Raw genomic sequence first — 15,534 nt, forward strand, 5'->3', positions numbered from 1 at the left:
TTCTCTGAGGCTGCGGCATGATGATATCGCCCCAACGCGCAACGTGGATCCTGGCACTCGCCTGTCTGGTGCTGGCATTTTGTCTGGTACAGCGCAGCTTCAGTATGCCCGTTCAGCCTGTTACCGTCTCTGCCGTGTTGAGTGAGTCCGGCGCGCAGGATGCCTCTGCCAGCAGTGACAGGCCCTGTGCGCTGAGCGCAAAATCCCTCAGCGCCAGCACGCCGGTCTTTGATGCGGCGCTGCCGCTGCTGATGCTTGTCATGGCGCTGCTCGCCGCGCTGGCCGTTCCGCAACGCCTCTCATTCTTCTGGCGTCATCAGTTGCACCGTCCGCCGCTGCGACGGCGACATCTTACGCTCTGCGTCTTCCGGGAATAACACCGCGCGCTGTTTCGCGTACCCCCTGTTATTTACCGGAGAATTTATCATGACTGTTTTACTCAGGAGCCTGCTGCTCCTGCTGGCAGGCTGCGTGCTGAGTGCGCAGGCTGCGGATACCGGCTGGCTGCGCAACGCGCAAAACAGCCACGCTGAGGTGCGCCTGCGCGCCGCGCCGCAGGCGGGCGACACCCGGCTGCTGCTGGATATTCATCTGGAGCCCGGCTGGAAAACTTACTGGCGCACGCCGGGAGAAGGCGGTGTGGCACCCGCCATCGCCTGGCAGACGCCCGGCATCAGCGCTCAGTGGTTCTGGCCTGTACCGGCGCGCTTTGACGTCAGCGGGCTGACCACTCAGGGCTATAAAGGCACTGTCACGCTGCCGATCGTGCTGCAGCGCCCGCCCGGCAGCGATACGCTTACCGGCACGCTGACGCTCTCTACGTGCAGCGACGTCTGTATTCTGACGGATTTTGCGTTCAGCCTCGATCTGACCCGGCCGGCCGCGGCGGCGTTTGACCGCGACTTTGCCCGCGCGATGGGGCAGGTTCCGCCTGACTCCGGCCTGACTGACCAGCTCAACGCCAGTTTTGTTAACGGTGAGCTGCAGATCCGCGCGGTACGCCAGGCGGGCTGGAGCACCCCGGCACTCTTCTTTGACTATCCGGCGGGCAGCATGCTGGCAGCACCGGTGATCAGCGTGCAGGGCAATACGCTCAGCGCGCGCGTGGCCGTGACCGATGAATGGGGCGATGCGGCACCCGACCTGCGCGGCCGCCAGCTGTCGCTGGTGATCAGCGATAAGGATCTGGCGCAGCAGAGCCACGTCACTCTCGGTGCGGAGCCGCTGCTGAGCGGCGGGACGCGCGCGACGCTCTGGTCGGTGCTGCTGCTGGCGCTGCTCGGCGGCCTGGTGCTGAATCTGATGCCCTGCGTACTGCCGGTTATGGCGATCAAGCTCAGCGGTCTGGTGCAGCAGCAGGGTCAGACACGCCGTCAGACGCGCCTGCAGTTTCTGGCCTCCAGCGCCGGGATCCTCTTCTCCTTTTTGCTGCTGGCACTTTTGATGAGCGCGCTGCGCCTGAGCGGTCAGGCGCTGGGCTGGGGCATACAGTTCCAGAGCAGCGGATTCCTGCTGCTGATGACCGGCGTCATGTTTCTGTTCAGCGCCAGCCTGTTTGATCTGCTGCATTTACGTCTGCCCTCCGCTTTTAACACCCGGCTGGCCACGCACCAGGGGAGCGGATTAGCGGGGCATTTTGCGCAGGGGGCGTTTGCCACTCTGCTGGCAACGCCCTGCAGCGCGCCATTCCTCGGCACGGCGGTGGCTTATGCGCTGACCGCGCCGCTGCCCCAGCTCTGGCTGCTGTTTGCGGCGCTGGGTATCGGCATGAGCGTGCCGTGGCTGCTGGTGGCCGCGCTGCCGGGCGTCGCGTGCTGGCTGCCGCGTCCGGGACGCTGGATGGTGCATCTGCGTACGCTGCTGGGCATTCTGATGCTGCTGGCGACGCTCTGGCTGGTTACGCTGCTGATCCCGCACTGGGGCCGTGGTGCAGCGGGCCTGCTGGCTGCCGCGCTGCTGTTGCTGCTGCTAACCTGGCTGCTGCGCCGCCGCGCGCTGCAGCAGGCGGGCGCGGTCGCTATCACGCTGACGATAGCGGGTGCACTGTTCCTGCTGATGCGTCCGGCAGAGGATGCCGGTGAACTGCACTGGCAGCCGCTGTCAGAGCAGGCTATCGCCGCGGCGCTGCAGCAGAACCGGCGTGTGTTTGTCGATATCACCGCTGACTGGTGCATTACCTGCAAGGTCAATAAGTCCCGGGTGCTGAACCAGCCTGACGTTCGCGCCGCGCTGAGTGCGGACGATATCGTGCTGCTACGCGGCGACTGGACGCAGCCGGATCCGGCCATTGGCGACTTTCTGCGCCAGCGCGATCGGGCGGCGATTCCGTTTAATCAGATTTATGGCCCGGCGCTGCCGCAGGGTCAGATTTTGTCACCGCTGCTGAGTCGCGACGCGGTGCTTTCCACACTGAGTAAGGCGAAAAAATAATGAAAAAATCACTGTTTGCAATGCTGCTGCTGAGCGCACCGGTACTGGCTGCCGCTCCTTTTACGCCGGAGCAGGAAGCGCGCATCAAAGCGCTGATCCGCGAAACGCTGGTACAGAATCCCGCCATACTGGCTGAGGCCGCCGATGCCTTTGATAAGGAAGCCGCGCGACAGCAGCAGAACGTAGTAGCTCAAATGGTTGAAAAGAATCGCGATATGCTGTTCAGCGATGCCGGTTCACCCCGCATCGGCGCTGAAAAACCGGCGCTGACGCTGGTCTATTTCACCGATTACAACTGCGTATTTTGCAAAAAATTTGAGGGTGATATCACCACGCTGCTGAAAGCGCATCCGCAGGTTGCGGTGGTCATCAAGCCGCTGCCTTATCGTGCCGAAAGCTCGCTGAGTTCAGCGCGGCTGGCGCTGACGGTCTGGGAGCAGCAGCCTAAAAACTTTCTGAAGCTGCACGAAAAGCTGATGGCGAAAAAAGGTAATCACGACGAGGCCAGCATCAGCGCCGCGCTGAAAAAAACCGGTATCAGCCTGTCAGCACCGAGCAAAGCGAGTCTGGATACCATTAATCACAACCTGACGCTGGCGCAGCAGCTGGGCGTGCAGGGGACCCCGGCCACGCTGGTGGGTAATCAGCTGATCAGCGGGGCGGTGCCTTATGCCCAGCTGGAGGCGGCCGTGAAAGATGCGCTGAAGGCGGCACCGTGAACCGGCTGAAGCGCTGGCTGCGTGAAGCGCTCTGGCTGCTGCTGGCAGGCGTGCTGATTATGCTGGCGGTCGACTGGCTGCGCGCGCCGCAGCTGCCTGCCGATCTGGCACAGCAGCCGCTCACCACGCTGCAGGGTGAGCAGAGCCTGGCCGGGCTGAGCGCATCGAAGCCGGTGCTGGTTTACGTCTGGGCCAGCTGGTGCGGCGTCTGCAAGCTGACCACGCCGGTTGTGGCGAAGCTCAGCCAGCAGGGCGTGCCGGTGGTCAGCGTGGCACTGCGCTCGGGTTCTGATGCGCAGGTTGCACAGTGGCTGGCAAAAAAAGGCCTGCGGGGGTTAGCCGTTAACGACGCGCGCGGCGAGCTGGGACAGCGCTGGCAAATCGCTGCCACGCCGACCTTTATCGTGCTCTATCAGGGCCGGATTGTCAGTACCACCAGCGGCTGGAGCAGCCGCTGGGGATTGCAGCTGCGTTTATGGTGGGCTGAACAGTTCAGCGGATAACAGAGGGCGCCTGCGGGCGCCTTTTTTAATAATGGCTGGTTCAATTTGCGCTGATTAATAATGTTTAAAACAGGAAAGTAATAATTATCAGGACAATTATCCCGGCGCTGCGGTTATTTTATCTTTTTGCGGCTGGCTTTATTTAAGGCAGTGATTAAATTTTTGCAATAATGGCGTAACTGATGCATACCTGAATAACAGACTAATTTCTGATTATCGCGGCGGGATATTTTCAGGCGCTGCAGTGAGGGAGAGTATGCGTATTCATCATCTGAACTGTGGTTGCATGTGCCCGCTGGGCGGGGCGCTGTTTGATGGCTTCAGCCAGGGCCCCTTTGCTGAACTGGTGTGTCATTGTCTGTTAATTGAAAGCGATCGCCACGGTCTGATTCTGGTGGATACCGGACTGGGAATTAATGATATGCGTTATCCGGAACGCCGGCTCTCTGGCTTTTTCCGTCTGCTGAATAATATTCGTTACAGTGAGCAGATGAGCGCGCTGGCACAAATTCAGCTGCTGGGTTTTCAGGCGGAAGATGTGCGTCATATTATTCTGACCCATCTCGATTTTGATCATGCAGGCGGCATCAGTGATTTTCCGGCGGCGCGGATCCATCTTCTGCAGCGTGAGCTTGATACGGTACGCAGCGGACGTGAGCAGAGCTGGCTGGCGCGTCAGCGCTTCCGGCCACAGCAGTGGACCGCGCACGATGGCTGGCACGGCTACGCCAGCGAGGGTGAACGCTGGTTCGGGTTTGATGCGGTGAGAGCGATTGACGATCTCAGCGATGAGCTCCTGCTGGTGCCGCTGCCGGGGCATACCGCCGGACACGCAGGCGTGGCGATCCGCCACGGCGGTGGCTGGCTGCTGCACGGGGGGGACGCCTGGTTTTATCGCGGAGAGATGCATCACACCCAGCGCCACTGTACGCCGGGCCTGCGCGCCTATCAGCGGCTGATGTGTAGCGATCGCGAAGCGTGGCGTATTAATCAGCAGCGGCTGCGCGAACTCTCGCTGCAGCCCCAGAGCGGTGTTGCGCTGTTTTGCAGCCACGATGCGCGCGAACTGGCACACTACCGGCCGCACTGTTAGCTTTTTTGCCGGTTTTCTGCGCATTACCCTTTATCTTTACTAATATTTCTCTGGCGGCGTTGCGAAGCCTGTCGGCTCGCCGCCGTCTGAAAACTCTAAAGGGAGCGTGCCATGTTTCATACCTCGGGAAAGTCGGCGTTCGGCATTACGCTGTATGCCTTGCTGGAGCCACTGCCGCTGGGCTTTTTTTTTGCCGCCTGGCTGTTTGACATCCTCTATCTGCAGACCTTTGTGGTGATGTGGACCAAAGCTGCCAGCTGGCTGATTGTCTTTGGTCTGCTGCTGGCTATTCTGCCGCGAATTATCAGCCTGATTCATCTGTTTCGCGGTGTCACTGCCGGTGAAAAAACCCATTTCTGGCTCTCACTGCTGGCAGTGCTGGTGGCCATAGTTAACGCCTTTATTCATAGCCGTGATGCGTATGCGGTGGTGCCCATGGGCGTCACGCTGTCGACCATTGTGGTGGCGCTGCTGCTGATCGCCAACGTACAGCTGGCGCTGCGCGCGCGCCGTATCCCGGGAGGTCGTCCATGAAACTGCGCATTCTGAGTGCTGTCAGTCTTGCTGCGCTGCTGAGCGCCTGCGACAGCGGATCGTCTCTCGATCCGCAGAAACAGACCGGACCCAATCCCGAGCTGCCTAAAGCGCAGAACTTTTTCATGCCGCCTATGCAGGTGCCGGAGGGGACGCCGTGGAAAACCGGCGAAACGCCAAAGGTGGCGGACGGGCTGAAGATAGAGCGGATCCCGGCGAAGCTGATGCACCCGCGCCAGCTCTACGTGCTGCCAAACGGAGATGTGCTGGTGGCCGAGGCCAACGGGGTAAAAAATCCGGTCACGGCGCCGAAGCAGCTTATTATGGGCATTGTGCAGAAATCCTCAGGCAAAGGTGCGCCAGGCGGCAACCGTATCTCACTGCTGCGTAACGTCAACGGTAAATGGGAGCAGCATCTCTTTATCGAAAATCTGAATGCGCCCTTTGGTATGCAGCTGATTGGCAACACGCTTTACGTTGCAAACGCCGATAGCCTGGTGAAGTTCCCTTATCAGACCGGGCAGACGGAGATCCGCACTGCGCCCGAAGAGGTCACGGCGCTGCCGGGTGGCGAGCTTAACCACCACTGGACCAAGGCGCTGCTCGCCAGCCAGGATGGCAGTAAACTCTATGTCGGCGTCGGTTCTAACAGCAACATCACCGAAAACGGACTGGGTGCGGAGTATCAGCGCGCAGCGGTGTGGGAGGTGGATGCCGCCAGCGGGGCGAGCCGCATCTACGCCAGCGGCATCCGCAATCCGACCGGGCTGCAGTGGGAGCCGCAGAGCGGCAAGCTGTGGGCGATCGCGAATGAGCGCGATGAAATCGGATCCGATCTGGTTCCTGACTATATGACGTCGGTGCAGGATAACGGCTTCTACGGCTGGCCGTGGAGCTATTTTGGCCAGCACGTGGATGACCGGGTCCGGCCGCAGCGGCCTGATATGGTGGCGAAAGCGATCAAGCCGGACTACGCCCTGAGCTCGCACGTTGCACCGCTCGGACTGCTGTTCTACGGCGCGGACAATATGCCACAGTATCGCGGCGGCGCGTTTATCAGCGAGCACGGCAGCTGGAACCGGACGCCGCTTAATGGCTATAAAGTGGTATGGGTTAAATTTGAAAACGGCATGCCGGTCGGTAAGCCACAGCCGGTAGTCACCGGATTCCTCACGGACGATGAGAAGAAGGTGCGCGGTCTGCCAGTGGGACTGGCAACGGATAATCAGGGTGGGGTACTGATAGCGGACGATGCGGGAGATGCTATCTGGCGCATCAGCGCGGCGCAGTAGTTTTTACCAGTAAAAAATAGAAAAGGATTTGGCTGGTCAGCCAAATCCTTTTTTTTGGTTCGCTTAAGCGGCGGGTAACCGCGCGGCGAACGGGGTGCTCAGCACTCCTCACACAGCGAATCATAAAATGTGACGAGAAATATTTCAAGTTTCAGTAAATTACTGTATGGTTATACAGTGTTGAGTGCGGGCGGAGTATCGTTGCTTTCTGATGACTCTCAGGGGCGCGGATAGTCAAATCCCGGCAGGTTTCAGGTGGTGCTGGCCTGTGGCTTTAGCAATGAGTGCCGCTCAGCGCTCCTCACAGATGTGCTCAGGCGGCCGGCGGGTAGGGTCATGGTCCCGGCCGCTGAATGGCGCGCGCTCCTGTCAGAGGAGAAGGAAAGTGATGGAACTTGTACGATTACTTCTGGACATCGTCCGGATCATCCTGCAAATCATCGTTGCCCTTTTGCAACTGACCGGTCAGGCGCACTGACCGGAACTTGAAACAAGGCGGAGCTCACCCCTCCGCCTTTTTTCGTGGCCGCTCAGGCTGTCTGCATGCGGCCCTGGCATATCGGATTTTATAGGCAACCAGGGCGCCATAAATGGCACCCCTGCGCGGATTTTCCGCAGGGGCCGCATTTATGCGGCCCGGGTTAAATCCCGTTGCGGCGTCCGGCGAGGGGCGCATGAATGCGCCCCTACGGGTACAGAATCCAGCATTCTTGTAGGGGTCGCATTTATGCGGCCCTACGAAATGGCGTAGATATCTCCCGTAGGGGCCGCATTCATGCGGCCCGGGTTAAATCCCGTCGCGGCGTCCGGTGAGGGGCGCATGAATGCGCCCCCTACGGGTACAGAATCCAGCATTCTTGTAGGGGCCGCATTTATGCGGCCCGGGCATATCTATTTCACACCGGGTTTTACATGCAACCAGGGCGTCATAAATGGCGTAGATATCTCCCGTAGGGGCCGCATTCATGCGGCCCGGGTTAAATCCCGTCGCGGCATCCGGCGAGGGGCGCATGAATGCGCCCCCTACGGGTACAGAATCCAGCATTCTTGTAGGGGCCGTAATGCGGCCCAGGTCAAATCCCGTCGCGGCATCCGGTGAGGGGCGCATGAATGCGCCCCCTGCGGGTACAGAATCCAGCATTCTTGTAGGGGCCGCATTTATGCGGCCCGTGAAGGCGGATGTCTATCCCGGGCCAGGGCGCTATAAATGGCGCCCCTACAAAATGACCCTGGCGGCCGGTGCTGACGAAACGGCGGGGGCTGGCTGCAGGCGTTTCTCTGGCTGCAGCAATGTCATGGCCAGCATGCTGACGAAGGCGATAACGGCAGTCACGGTAAACATGGCGTTATAGCCGTAATACTCCGCCAGCCAGCCGCACAGCATAGGGGAAATAATGGCGGCCAGATTCGCAATTGCCAGCGTCATCCCGCTGAATGCTCCCACCGACGCCTTTGGCGTAACGTCTATGACCACCGACCAGTAAACGTTATTGACCAGCGCATTGAGTGCGTTACCCAGCGTCATCAGGGCGATGATGGCGGCGGCCGAACCGGCAAACGGGATGGCCATAAAGCAGCAGGCGGTAGCGCAGAGCGTAATTGCCGCAAAGCCATTGCGGGCCAGCCGCAGATTTCCGGTTCGCGCCAGCAAACGATCGGCGAGGCGCCCGCCAAGCAGCACCGTCAGACAGGCTCCGCTCCACGGGATCATGGCGATATACCAGAGCGAATGCAGGTCATAATGAAAATTGTCCTGCAGATATTTTGGCAGCCAGGTGACCAGCGTAAAGGTGATATAGAGAAAACTGAAATAGCCCAGCGCATTACACACCAGCGTGCGGCTGGTGAAAAAGCGCCACCAGGGTAACGGGCGCTCATCATGCGCTTCAGCACGCTGCCCCTGCACGATCAGCGCGCGCTCAGCGTCGTTCGCCGCCGGATGCCGCTGCGGCGTATCGGCAAAGTAGCGGGCAAACAGCAGCATCGCCAGCAGCGAAAAGACGCCAAGCAGGATAAACATCATGCGCCAGTCGTTGGTCAGCAGCAGCAGGCCAACCGCGATGGGTGCGGTCAGCAGCGAGCCTACCTGTGTACTCAGCAGGCCGATGCCCAGCGCCATGCCGCGCTCATTATCCGGCGCCCAGTGCGCAATCGTCTTGTTCATCAGCGCGTAGGCAGGCCCCTCGGCAAAGCCAAACAGTACGCGCAGCGCGGCGAACCCCATAATGGCCGAGCCGCCAAACAGCGCCACGCCAATTTCACCTGCCCAGGCCGTAGCGATCTCCAGCAGCGACCAGAGCACGCCAGCCATCAGCCACACTTTGCGCGTGCCAAATCGATCGGCGAGAAAACCGCCGCAGAGCGAGCCAAACAGATAGCCAAAACCGAAGTAGCCCAGCACGGCGCCCAGCTCGACCTTACTGAAATGGAACTGCTGCGAAATGGCCTGCGCAGCGAAGGAGAGTGCACCGCGGTCAACGTAATTAATCAGCGCAATAAGGAACAATAATGAAAAGATACGGTAGCGGACAGCAGAGGCTTTCATGGCATAACTCCTGTGAAGAACACAGGAATGAGTAAGCAAAGGTAATGCCAGAATCTCTGGGCGGAGTCATATCAACGTAAAGAGGGATAAAGCCGGGCAGAACAGCAAGCACTTTATGCTTCGGGAAACGTAAAGGTTGCTGCGCTGCACCAGACTGGATGCTTAAGCGTGCATTGAGGGTGCAGAATCAGACAACGGGCTGCTGCAGAATCACGCCATTCACCATCGGCTCCTGAGGTAATCCGACATGCAGTAAAATCTGACCACGGTAGTGCTCATCCGTGTCGTGCTGATCGTCGCTCAGCAATACGCCCGCTTCATTGACATTCTTACCCGCGATTTCCGTTTTGGTACGCGCCGCGCTGCGCATCCACTCATATTCGATATCGATATGCCCGGTATCGATACAGCGGATCCCCTGCTGACTGAGATCGTAAGCCAGCACGGTTGCCGTCGGACCCAGCGAAATCAGCACCATGTCATACTCATGGGCATGCGCCAGCACGCTGGTATAGAGCTGATTATAGACTGAAAATGCATTACGGTTCAGCGTGGTAATACGCTTTATCTCGCGTGCGCCATCCATTAAGTCATTACCGATACCCAGCCGGGTGCCGCTGCCTTCAACGATCAATATTTTTTTGTCGTAAAAAAGCTGCCTGAATTTAGCAAATACGCGGGTCGCCTGCTGTTTATCAATATAATCATGATAAGGACGCGTCACCGAAGTATTTCCATACTGATACGTTTTGTTTAATAAAGGCTCATAGCGGCGAAAGAAAAAGGCTTTATGAAAAAACCAGAACAGGGCTGAGCCAAAACGCATATTGCGGGTTGAGCGAAAAGCATCCGGCATGCAGAGCAGGCAGGGGTTACCTTCGCGCGTACCGCGCCGCATAATCTCTTTCAGTCTGATAGAAAGACGCTCATCAAATGACTGAAAGCCGATATTTTTAAACAGTGTCATCTCCAGTTCTCCATCCCCATACCGGCATACGGATAACCTGTCATTACTGAGCAGCAAATCGATTGTCTGTTCAGGTGACATAACCTGATATTGCCGCGCATGTGCCTGGGCAACCGGGAATTTTAACGCTGCGTGTGTAAATTTAAATGGAAATCGTATTTTCCGATAAAGGGAATCTGCGCTGATCATAATAACCTTCTTTTTATCTGCGGATCTGCTACAGAGCAGTCAGGTGATTTATATCACTCTTCCTGAAAAAACAGAGGCTGAGGAAATTCCCAAACTGAAATTACGCTGCGTTATTTAATCATTAAACTGCAACTCAACGTAAAGCCAACGGGAAGAATTGTCAGGCGCAGCGGAAAATTAAATGATTGCAGACAATTTACACCAGGATAATTCGTACACAGGCTACGCGAACCCGTTAATCAATTTCATCAAAACGTGTTGCGGGCACTATTGCACCTCATTTCAGCCATTGAGTGAGCCTGACGGTAATCATTTTTATGATGCCAGGCCTGTTATCGTGCACGCGCTTACGCCATCTGTTATGCCAGTGTGTTAGCAAAAGGTGCGCAATCGCAGCGGCAATGATTAATTAAATCCATCAAAATTAAACGTGATTTCAGTCACATGATGAGCCTGCCGCTGCCGGCGAGCCTTAAGCAGCGCTTGATTCATTAGCGGATCTGACAACACATAAACTCACGGGTTTTTACACAGTGCTTACATAAGTTAATATTTTGTTGGAATTGCTGCGATGTCGTAACGGCATAAACTAATGAACAAAACTGAGGGATTGGCATGATAACAAAACTCACCAGTATCGTAATGGCGATACTGGCGATAGCGCTGCTCTATATGGGTGGTCAGCTGTTACTCAATGGAGGCAGCGCGTTCTACGCGATAATGGGGGCAGGGTTACTGCTGACGGCTGTTTTACTGTTCCGTAAACAGCGCAGTGCGCTGACGCTCTATGCGGTCCTGATGTGGATCACGCTGGCGTGGATCGTCTGGGAAGCGGGATTTGATAAGTGGCAGTGGATCCCGCGCGGCGACCTGTTTGGCGTGATCGGTCTGTGGCTGGCGATGCCGTGGATTGTCAGGCCGCTAACCCGCGGCGAACGCCGTTTTCATCCGCTGCTGGGCGGCACCGTGGCGATTATGGTGCTGGTCGTCATCGGCCTCTGTTTTTACGATCCGCTGCCGCAGGCCGGCACCATCACCAATGCGCGCGAGCCGGTGAGCGAGCCTGGCGCAGAAAATGAGTGGGCCGCCTATGGCGGTACGCCAGCGGGTCAGCGCTTCTCAGCGCTGAAACAGATCAGCAAAGCGAACGTCAGTAACCTTGAAGTCGCCTGGGAGTATCATACCGGCGATATGCGTCAGGAGAGTGATGCCACCGAGTATACGTTTGAGGCGACGCCGCTGAAAGCCAACGATATGCTCTATCTCTGCACGCCGCATAATGAAGTCCACGCGCTCGATCCTGAAAGCGGGGCGGTGAAATGGAAATATACGCCGGAGAAAAACCGCTCTTACCTTCAGCAGCATCAGACCTGCCGCGGCGTCAGCTACTACGCCACGCCGGTTGCGCAAACCAGCAGCAATGCGCCTGCGCTTTGCCGTAAGCGTATCTTCAATGCCACTACCGATGCGCGCCTGATTGCGCTGGATGCCGACAGCGGCAAGCGCTGTCCTGATTTTGGCCGCGATGGCATAGTGGATCTGCGCGCAAATATGGGTGAGATCCGCCCGCACGCGCTGATGCAGACGTCTGCTCCGCTGGTGGCCGGTAATCTGGTGATCGTGGGCGGTTCGGTCATGGATAACGGCTTTGAGAAAGGCAATCCGTCCGGTGTCATCCGTGCCTATGACGCGCAGAGTGGCCGCCTGGTGTGGAATTTCGATCCGGCCACGCCGGATGTGACCGCGCCGATTGCCGCTGATAAGCGCTATCCGCAGGATACGCCGGTTGCCTGGGCAACGCTGAGCGCCGATGTCAAAAATGGCCTGGTCTACGTTCCCTTTGGCAACGCGTCACCGGATGAAGTGGGGATTGAACGCGACGCTGACAGCAACACCGAGAAGTTCCGCGACACGCTGGTGGCGCTGGATCTGCAGACCGGTGCGTTTAAGTGGCGCTACCAGAGTTCGCACCACGATTTGTGGGATCGCGATAACCCGTCACAGCCTTCACTGCTGGATATCGATTATCAGGGCCAGAAGCAGCCGGTAGTGATCCTGCCGACCAAAACCGGCAACCTGTTTGTGCTGAATCGTCTGACCGGCCAGCCGGTTTATCCGGTGAACGAAGTGAAAGTCTCGACTGAAGGCGGCGTTCCCGGCGAAAAATTTGCCGCCACGCAGCCGGTCTCCAGCCTGAACTTTATTCCGCAGGCGCTGACGGAAAAGTCGATGTGGGGCATTACGCCGTTTGACCAGATCGCCTGCCGGATCGATTTTCATCGTCTGCGCTATGATGGCAATCCGTGGACGCCAGCTACTGAAGCGGGCACGCTGGTGTTCCCGGGCAATATTGGCGTCTTTAACTGGGGATCTGTCGCGGTCGATCCGGAGCGCCAGATGCTGATCGCTGCGCCGGTACGCCTGGCGTATAAATATAATCTGATCAAGCGCACGCCGCAGACGGCAACTGAACGCCTGTTCACTAAAGATGGTCAGCCTTACTGGAATGAAAACTTTCACGGCGACTATGCGATCCACATTCAGCAGCTCGCGTCGGGTCTGGGTATTCCCTGCATTGCACCGCCGTGGGGCCGTCTGGTGGGGGTTGATCTGAAAACCGGGAAAACGGAGTGGCTGCGTCGTATCGGCACCACGAAGAACCTGAAAACCACTTTCCTGCCGGGCCGCTTCCCGCTGGGATTCCCGATGGGGATGGTGGCACATGGCGGGCCGCTGCTGACCGCAGGCGATCTGGTGTTCCACGGTGCTACAGCAGATAATTTCTTCCGCGCCTATGACAGCACCACCGGCGAGCTGTTGTGGCAGACCGAACTCAGCGCAGGCGCACAGGCCACGCCGTCAACCTATATGGGCAAAGATGGCAAACAGTATGTAGTAATCGCGGCGGGGGGGCACGGATCGCTCGGCACCAAAGCGGGCGACAGCGTGGTGGCGTTCCGTCTGAAGTAAAAAAAGGATAGTCCAGCAGCGTCCCGCCGCCCGGCGGGACGCTGCATCAGAGATTACGCTTTCGCACGTTCGCTCTGCACTTTCTGCGCAATACGATCGCCAATGGCCCGATCGATATTACGCCAGTACTCGAAGGCGCGCGACAGCACTGGCTCTTCCACGCCGTTAAGCAGGTGACCGGCCACGTTGTTTACCAGACGATCGCGTGCGGCATCATCCATCACTTTATTCACCAGCTGATTCGCCTGGCCGAAATCATCGTCATCTTTGCGCAGCGTATAAGGTGAACGCACCATATCGCCCTGCGACTGCCAGGTGGAGTCGGTAGGGTAGCGCTCGCCATCGGCCACCGGGCCACCTTTGGAGTTGGGCGCATAGACCGGATCGGAGACCGGATTAATGCGCATCGCACCATCTTTGCTGTAGCTGTTGACCGGCGCCTGCGGCGCGTTCACCGGGATCTGCTTATAGTTAACGCCAAGGCGTGCACGGTGCGCATCTGCATAGGCGAAAATACGGCCCATCAGCATTTTGTCCGGGCTAAGGCCGATACCGGGAACCAGGTTATTCGGCTCAAACGCCGCCTGTTCAATCTGGGCATGGTTATCGGTGGGGTTGCGATCCAGCGTCAGCTTACCGACTTTAATCAGCGGATAGTCGTCGTGCGGCCAGACTTTGGTCAGATCAAACGGGTTGTAGCGGTAGCTGTCCGCCTCCGCAAACGGCATGATCTGCATATAGAGTGTCCAGCTCGGAAAATTACCCTCTTTGATAGAATTAAACAGGTCGCGCGTATGGTAGTCGCCATCCTGACCGGCCAGCGTGTCGGCATTCTCCTGCGTCAGGAACTCAATGCCCTGATCGGTTTTGAAGTGATATTTCACCCAGAATTTTTCGCCTGCGGCGTTGACCCACATATAGGTATGGCTGGAGTAGCCGTTCATGTGGCGCCAGCTCTTCGGAATACCGCGGTCGCCCATCAGCCAGGTCACCTGGTGCGCAGATTCGGGTGAGAGCGTCCAGAAATCCCACTGCATATCGTTATCGCGCAGATTGTTATCCGCCCGGCGCTTCTGCGAGCGGATAAAGTGCTGAAACTTCATCGGGTCGCGGATAAAAAACACCGGCGTGTTATTGCCCACCATGTCGTAGTTGCCTTCGGTGGTGTAAAACTTGATAGAGAAGCCGCGCGGATCGCGCCAGGTATCCGGGCTGCCGCGCTCACCGGCTACGGTGGAGAAGCGCATCACCACATCGGTGCGGGTGCCGGGCTGGAATACGGCGGCTTTGGTATAGCGGCTGACATCTTCTGTCACTTCAAAATGGCCAAATGCGCCGCTGCCTTTTGCATGGGGCTGACGCTCCGGAATACGCTCGCGGTTAAAGTTGGCCATCTGTTCAATCAGATAGTGATCGTGCAGCACCAGCGGACCATCAGGTCCGACCGACAGGGAGTGTTCATCGCTGGCTACCGGAATGCCCGCATCCGTGGTGGTCGGTTTGCGATTATCACTGCTCATAATATCTCCAGATCTTGTAAGGGTAATCTCAGCCTTTAAGCGTAGCAGCGTGCGCTGCGCTTGCCTGATTAGTTACGCAATCTGTAGCGAGCCACTGCTGCCCTGGCCGGAACACCCTGCGCGCCAGACAGAGGGGGGCGATCAGCGCTGCGCCGCGTGCTCGTAAAAATCTATCTTTTCTACTTTTGCCGCAGAACCGCCGCCCTCAAACTCCGCCGCCAGCCACGCATTCACAATATTTTTTGCCAGCTCCGGACCCACCACGCGCGCGCCCAGCGTCATGATCTGGGCATTATTGCTTTTACGCGCCCGCTCGGCAGAGAAGGTGTCGTGACACTGCGCTGCCCGCACGCCGGGTACTTTATTAGCCACAATAGCCACGCCAATACCGGTTCCGCAGAGCAGAATGCCGCGTTCAAATTCCTGACGCTGAATGGCAGTCGCCAGCGCCCAGGCGACATCCGGGTACATAGGGCGGGCGTTATCCGCATCGTTGGTAAAATCTGTCACGGTATAGCCCTGCGTTTCCAGCAGCGTCTTAATGATATTTTTCAGATCGACAGCCGCATCATCAGCACCGATTGCAATCGTTTTCATAGCGGTTCTCCGGTAAAGAAAAAGGGCCTGCATCCAGGCGTGGATCACAGCGTGCCACAGCGCTAAACATTTGTTCAATGCATGTTCATTTGTAATGTGATGGTTTTGTGAGCGCGATCGCGATAGGTGAGTCAGATGGTGAGTTTTAAGGCGCTACAGGGCCTTGCGCCAGGTC

General features: G+C 57.8%; 12 protein-coding genes. 8 read left to right on the plus strand and 4 right to left on the minus strand.

Translation table 11 applies throughout. The features are described from left to right. The first annotated feature begins 17 nt into the window (after nt 1-17). The 7 genes from AC2CF9_RS02020 to AC2CF9_RS02050 all read left to right on the plus strand — a co-directional run bounded on the left by AC2CF9_RS02020 (nt 18) and on the right by AC2CF9_RS02050 (nt 6,571). Nucleotides 18-377: a hypothetical protein gene (locus AC2CF9_RS02020; protein ID WP_484556132.1), complete on the plus strand. Its 360-nt coding sequence runs from the start codon at nt 18-20 to the stop codon at nt 375-377. Between the two features lie 49 nt (nt 378-426). Continuing rightward, a complete protein-coding gene (locus AC2CF9_RS02025; RefSeq protein WP_484556133.1) occupies nt 427-2,430 on the plus strand; it encodes a protein-disulfide reductase DsbD family protein in 2,004 nt (667 codons plus the stop codon). After that, nucleotides 2,430-3,149, plus strand: a complete 720-nt coding sequence (locus AC2CF9_RS02030; protein ID WP_150016106.1) for a DsbA family protein — start codon at nt 2,430-2,432, stop codon at nt 3,147-3,149. The genes AC2CF9_RS02025 and AC2CF9_RS02030 overlap by 1 nt, the downstream gene beginning before the upstream one ends. Next, nucleotides 3,146-3,652: a protein disulfide oxidoreductase gene (locus tag AC2CF9_RS02035; protein ID WP_484556134.1), complete on the plus strand. Its 507-nt coding sequence runs from the start codon at nt 3,146-3,148 to the stop codon at nt 3,650-3,652. Before AC2CF9_RS02030 ends, AC2CF9_RS02035 begins: the two co-directional genes overlap by 4 nt. 256 nt (nt 3,653-3,908) lie before the next feature. Continuing rightward, nucleotides 3,909-4,745: an MBL fold metallo-hydrolase gene (locus AC2CF9_RS02040; protein WP_484556135.1), complete on the plus strand. Its 837-nt coding sequence runs from the start codon at nt 3,909-3,911 to the stop codon at nt 4,743-4,745. 111 nt (nt 4,746-4,856) lie between these two features. Further along, the gene (locus tag AC2CF9_RS02045; RefSeq protein ID WP_039384314.1) at nt 4,857-5,279 is read left to right on the plus strand and encodes a DUF2231 domain-containing protein; all 423 of its coding nucleotides are present in this window, start codon (nt 4,857-4,859) and stop codon (nt 5,277-5,279) included. Next, nucleotides 5,276-6,571, plus strand: a complete 1,296-nt coding sequence (locus AC2CF9_RS02050; protein ID WP_484556136.1) for a PQQ-dependent sugar dehydrogenase — start codon at nt 5,276-5,278, stop codon at nt 6,569-6,571. The genes AC2CF9_RS02045 and AC2CF9_RS02050 overlap by 4 nt, the downstream gene beginning before the upstream one ends. 1,216 nt (nt 6,572-7,787) lie before the next feature. Here AC2CF9_RS02050 and AC2CF9_RS02055 read toward each other — a convergent pair. Both AC2CF9_RS02055 and AC2CF9_RS02060 read right to left on the minus strand, forming a co-directional pair. Continuing rightward, nucleotides 7,788-9,116: an MFS transporter gene (locus AC2CF9_RS02055; protein WP_484556137.1), complete on the minus strand. Its 1,329-nt coding sequence runs from the start codon at nt 9,114-9,116 to the stop codon at nt 7,788-7,790. A 187-nt stretch (nt 9,117-9,303) separates the two neighbouring features. Continuing rightward, nucleotides 9,304-10,272 carry a GT-D fold domain-containing glycosyltransferase gene (locus tag AC2CF9_RS02060; protein ID WP_484556138.1) on the minus strand — a complete coding sequence of 323 codons (969 nt, stop codon included), beginning with the start codon at nt 10,270-10,272 and terminating at the stop codon, nt 9,304-9,306. Nucleotides 10,273-10,887: 615 nt separating this feature from the next. On the opposite strand from AC2CF9_RS02060, the gene AC2CF9_RS02065 reads away from it, so the two are divergent. Continuing rightward, nucleotides 10,888-13,242: a membrane-bound PQQ-dependent dehydrogenase, glucose/quinate/shikimate family gene (locus AC2CF9_RS02065; protein ID WP_484556139.1), complete on the plus strand. Its 2,355-nt coding sequence runs from the start codon at nt 10,888-10,890 to the stop codon at nt 13,240-13,242. A gap of 53 nt (nt 13,243-13,295) precedes the next feature. On the opposite strand, the gene AC2CF9_RS02070 is transcribed toward AC2CF9_RS02065, so the two are convergent. Together AC2CF9_RS02070 and AC2CF9_RS02075 are read right to left on the minus strand one after the other, a co-directional pair. Further along, nucleotides 13,296-14,762, minus strand: coding sequence for a catalase (locus tag AC2CF9_RS02070; RefSeq protein ID WP_150016113.1), 1,467 nt, complete (start codon nt 14,760-14,762; stop codon nt 13,296-13,298). Nucleotides 14,763-14,903: 141 nt separating this feature from the next. Continuing rightward, nucleotides 14,904-15,359 carry an RpiB/LacA/LacB family sugar-phosphate isomerase gene (locus AC2CF9_RS02075; protein ID WP_150016114.1) on the minus strand — a complete coding sequence of 152 codons (456 nt, stop codon included), beginning with the start codon at nt 15,357-15,359 and terminating at the stop codon, nt 14,904-14,906. Nucleotides 15,360-15,534 lie beyond the last annotated feature (175 nt).

The sequence above is a fragment of the Pantoea sp. SYBGC1 genome (assembly GCF_057197005.1).

Bases quoted from the DNA above. Each gene is read 5' to 3' on its own strand.
- AC2CF9_RS02020 (WP_484556132.1), top strand. From the start codon at position 18: ATGATGATATCGCCCCAACGCGCAACGTGGATCCTGGCACTCGCCTGT.
- AC2CF9_RS02025 (WP_484556133.1), top strand. From the start codon at position 427: ATGACTGTTTTACTCAGGAGCCTGCTGCTCCTGCTGGCAGGCTGCGTG.
- AC2CF9_RS02030 (WP_150016106.1), top strand. From the start codon at position 2,430: ATGAAAAAATCACTGTTTGCAATGCTGCTGCTGAGCGCACCGGTACTG.
- AC2CF9_RS02040 (WP_484556135.1), top strand. From the start codon at position 3,909: ATGCGTATTCATCATCTGAACTGTGGTTGCATGTGCCCGCTGGGCGGG.
- AC2CF9_RS02045 (WP_039384314.1), top strand. From the start codon at position 4,857: ATGTTTCATACCTCGGGAAAGTCGGCGTTCGGCATTACGCTGTATGCC.
- AC2CF9_RS02050 (WP_484556136.1), top strand. From the start codon at position 5,276: ATGAAACTGCGCATTCTGAGTGCTGTCAGTCTTGCTGCGCTGCTGAGC.
- AC2CF9_RS02055 (WP_484556137.1), bottom strand. From the start codon at position 9,116: ATGAAAGCCTCTGCTGTCCGCTACCGTATCTTTTCATTATTGTTCCTT.
- AC2CF9_RS02060 (WP_484556138.1), bottom strand. From the start codon at position 10,272: ATGATCAGCGCAGATTCCCTTTATCGGAAAATACGATTTCCATTTAAA.
- AC2CF9_RS02065 (WP_484556139.1), top strand. From the start codon at position 10,888: ATGATAACAAAACTCACCAGTATCGTAATGGCGATACTGGCGATAGCG.
- AC2CF9_RS02070 (WP_150016113.1), bottom strand. From the start codon at position 14,762: ATGAGCAGTGATAATCGCAAACCGACCACCACGGATGCGGGCATTCCG.
- AC2CF9_RS02075 (WP_150016114.1), bottom strand. From the start codon at position 15,359: ATGAAAACGATTGCAATCGGTGCTGATGATGCGGCTGTCGATCTGAAA.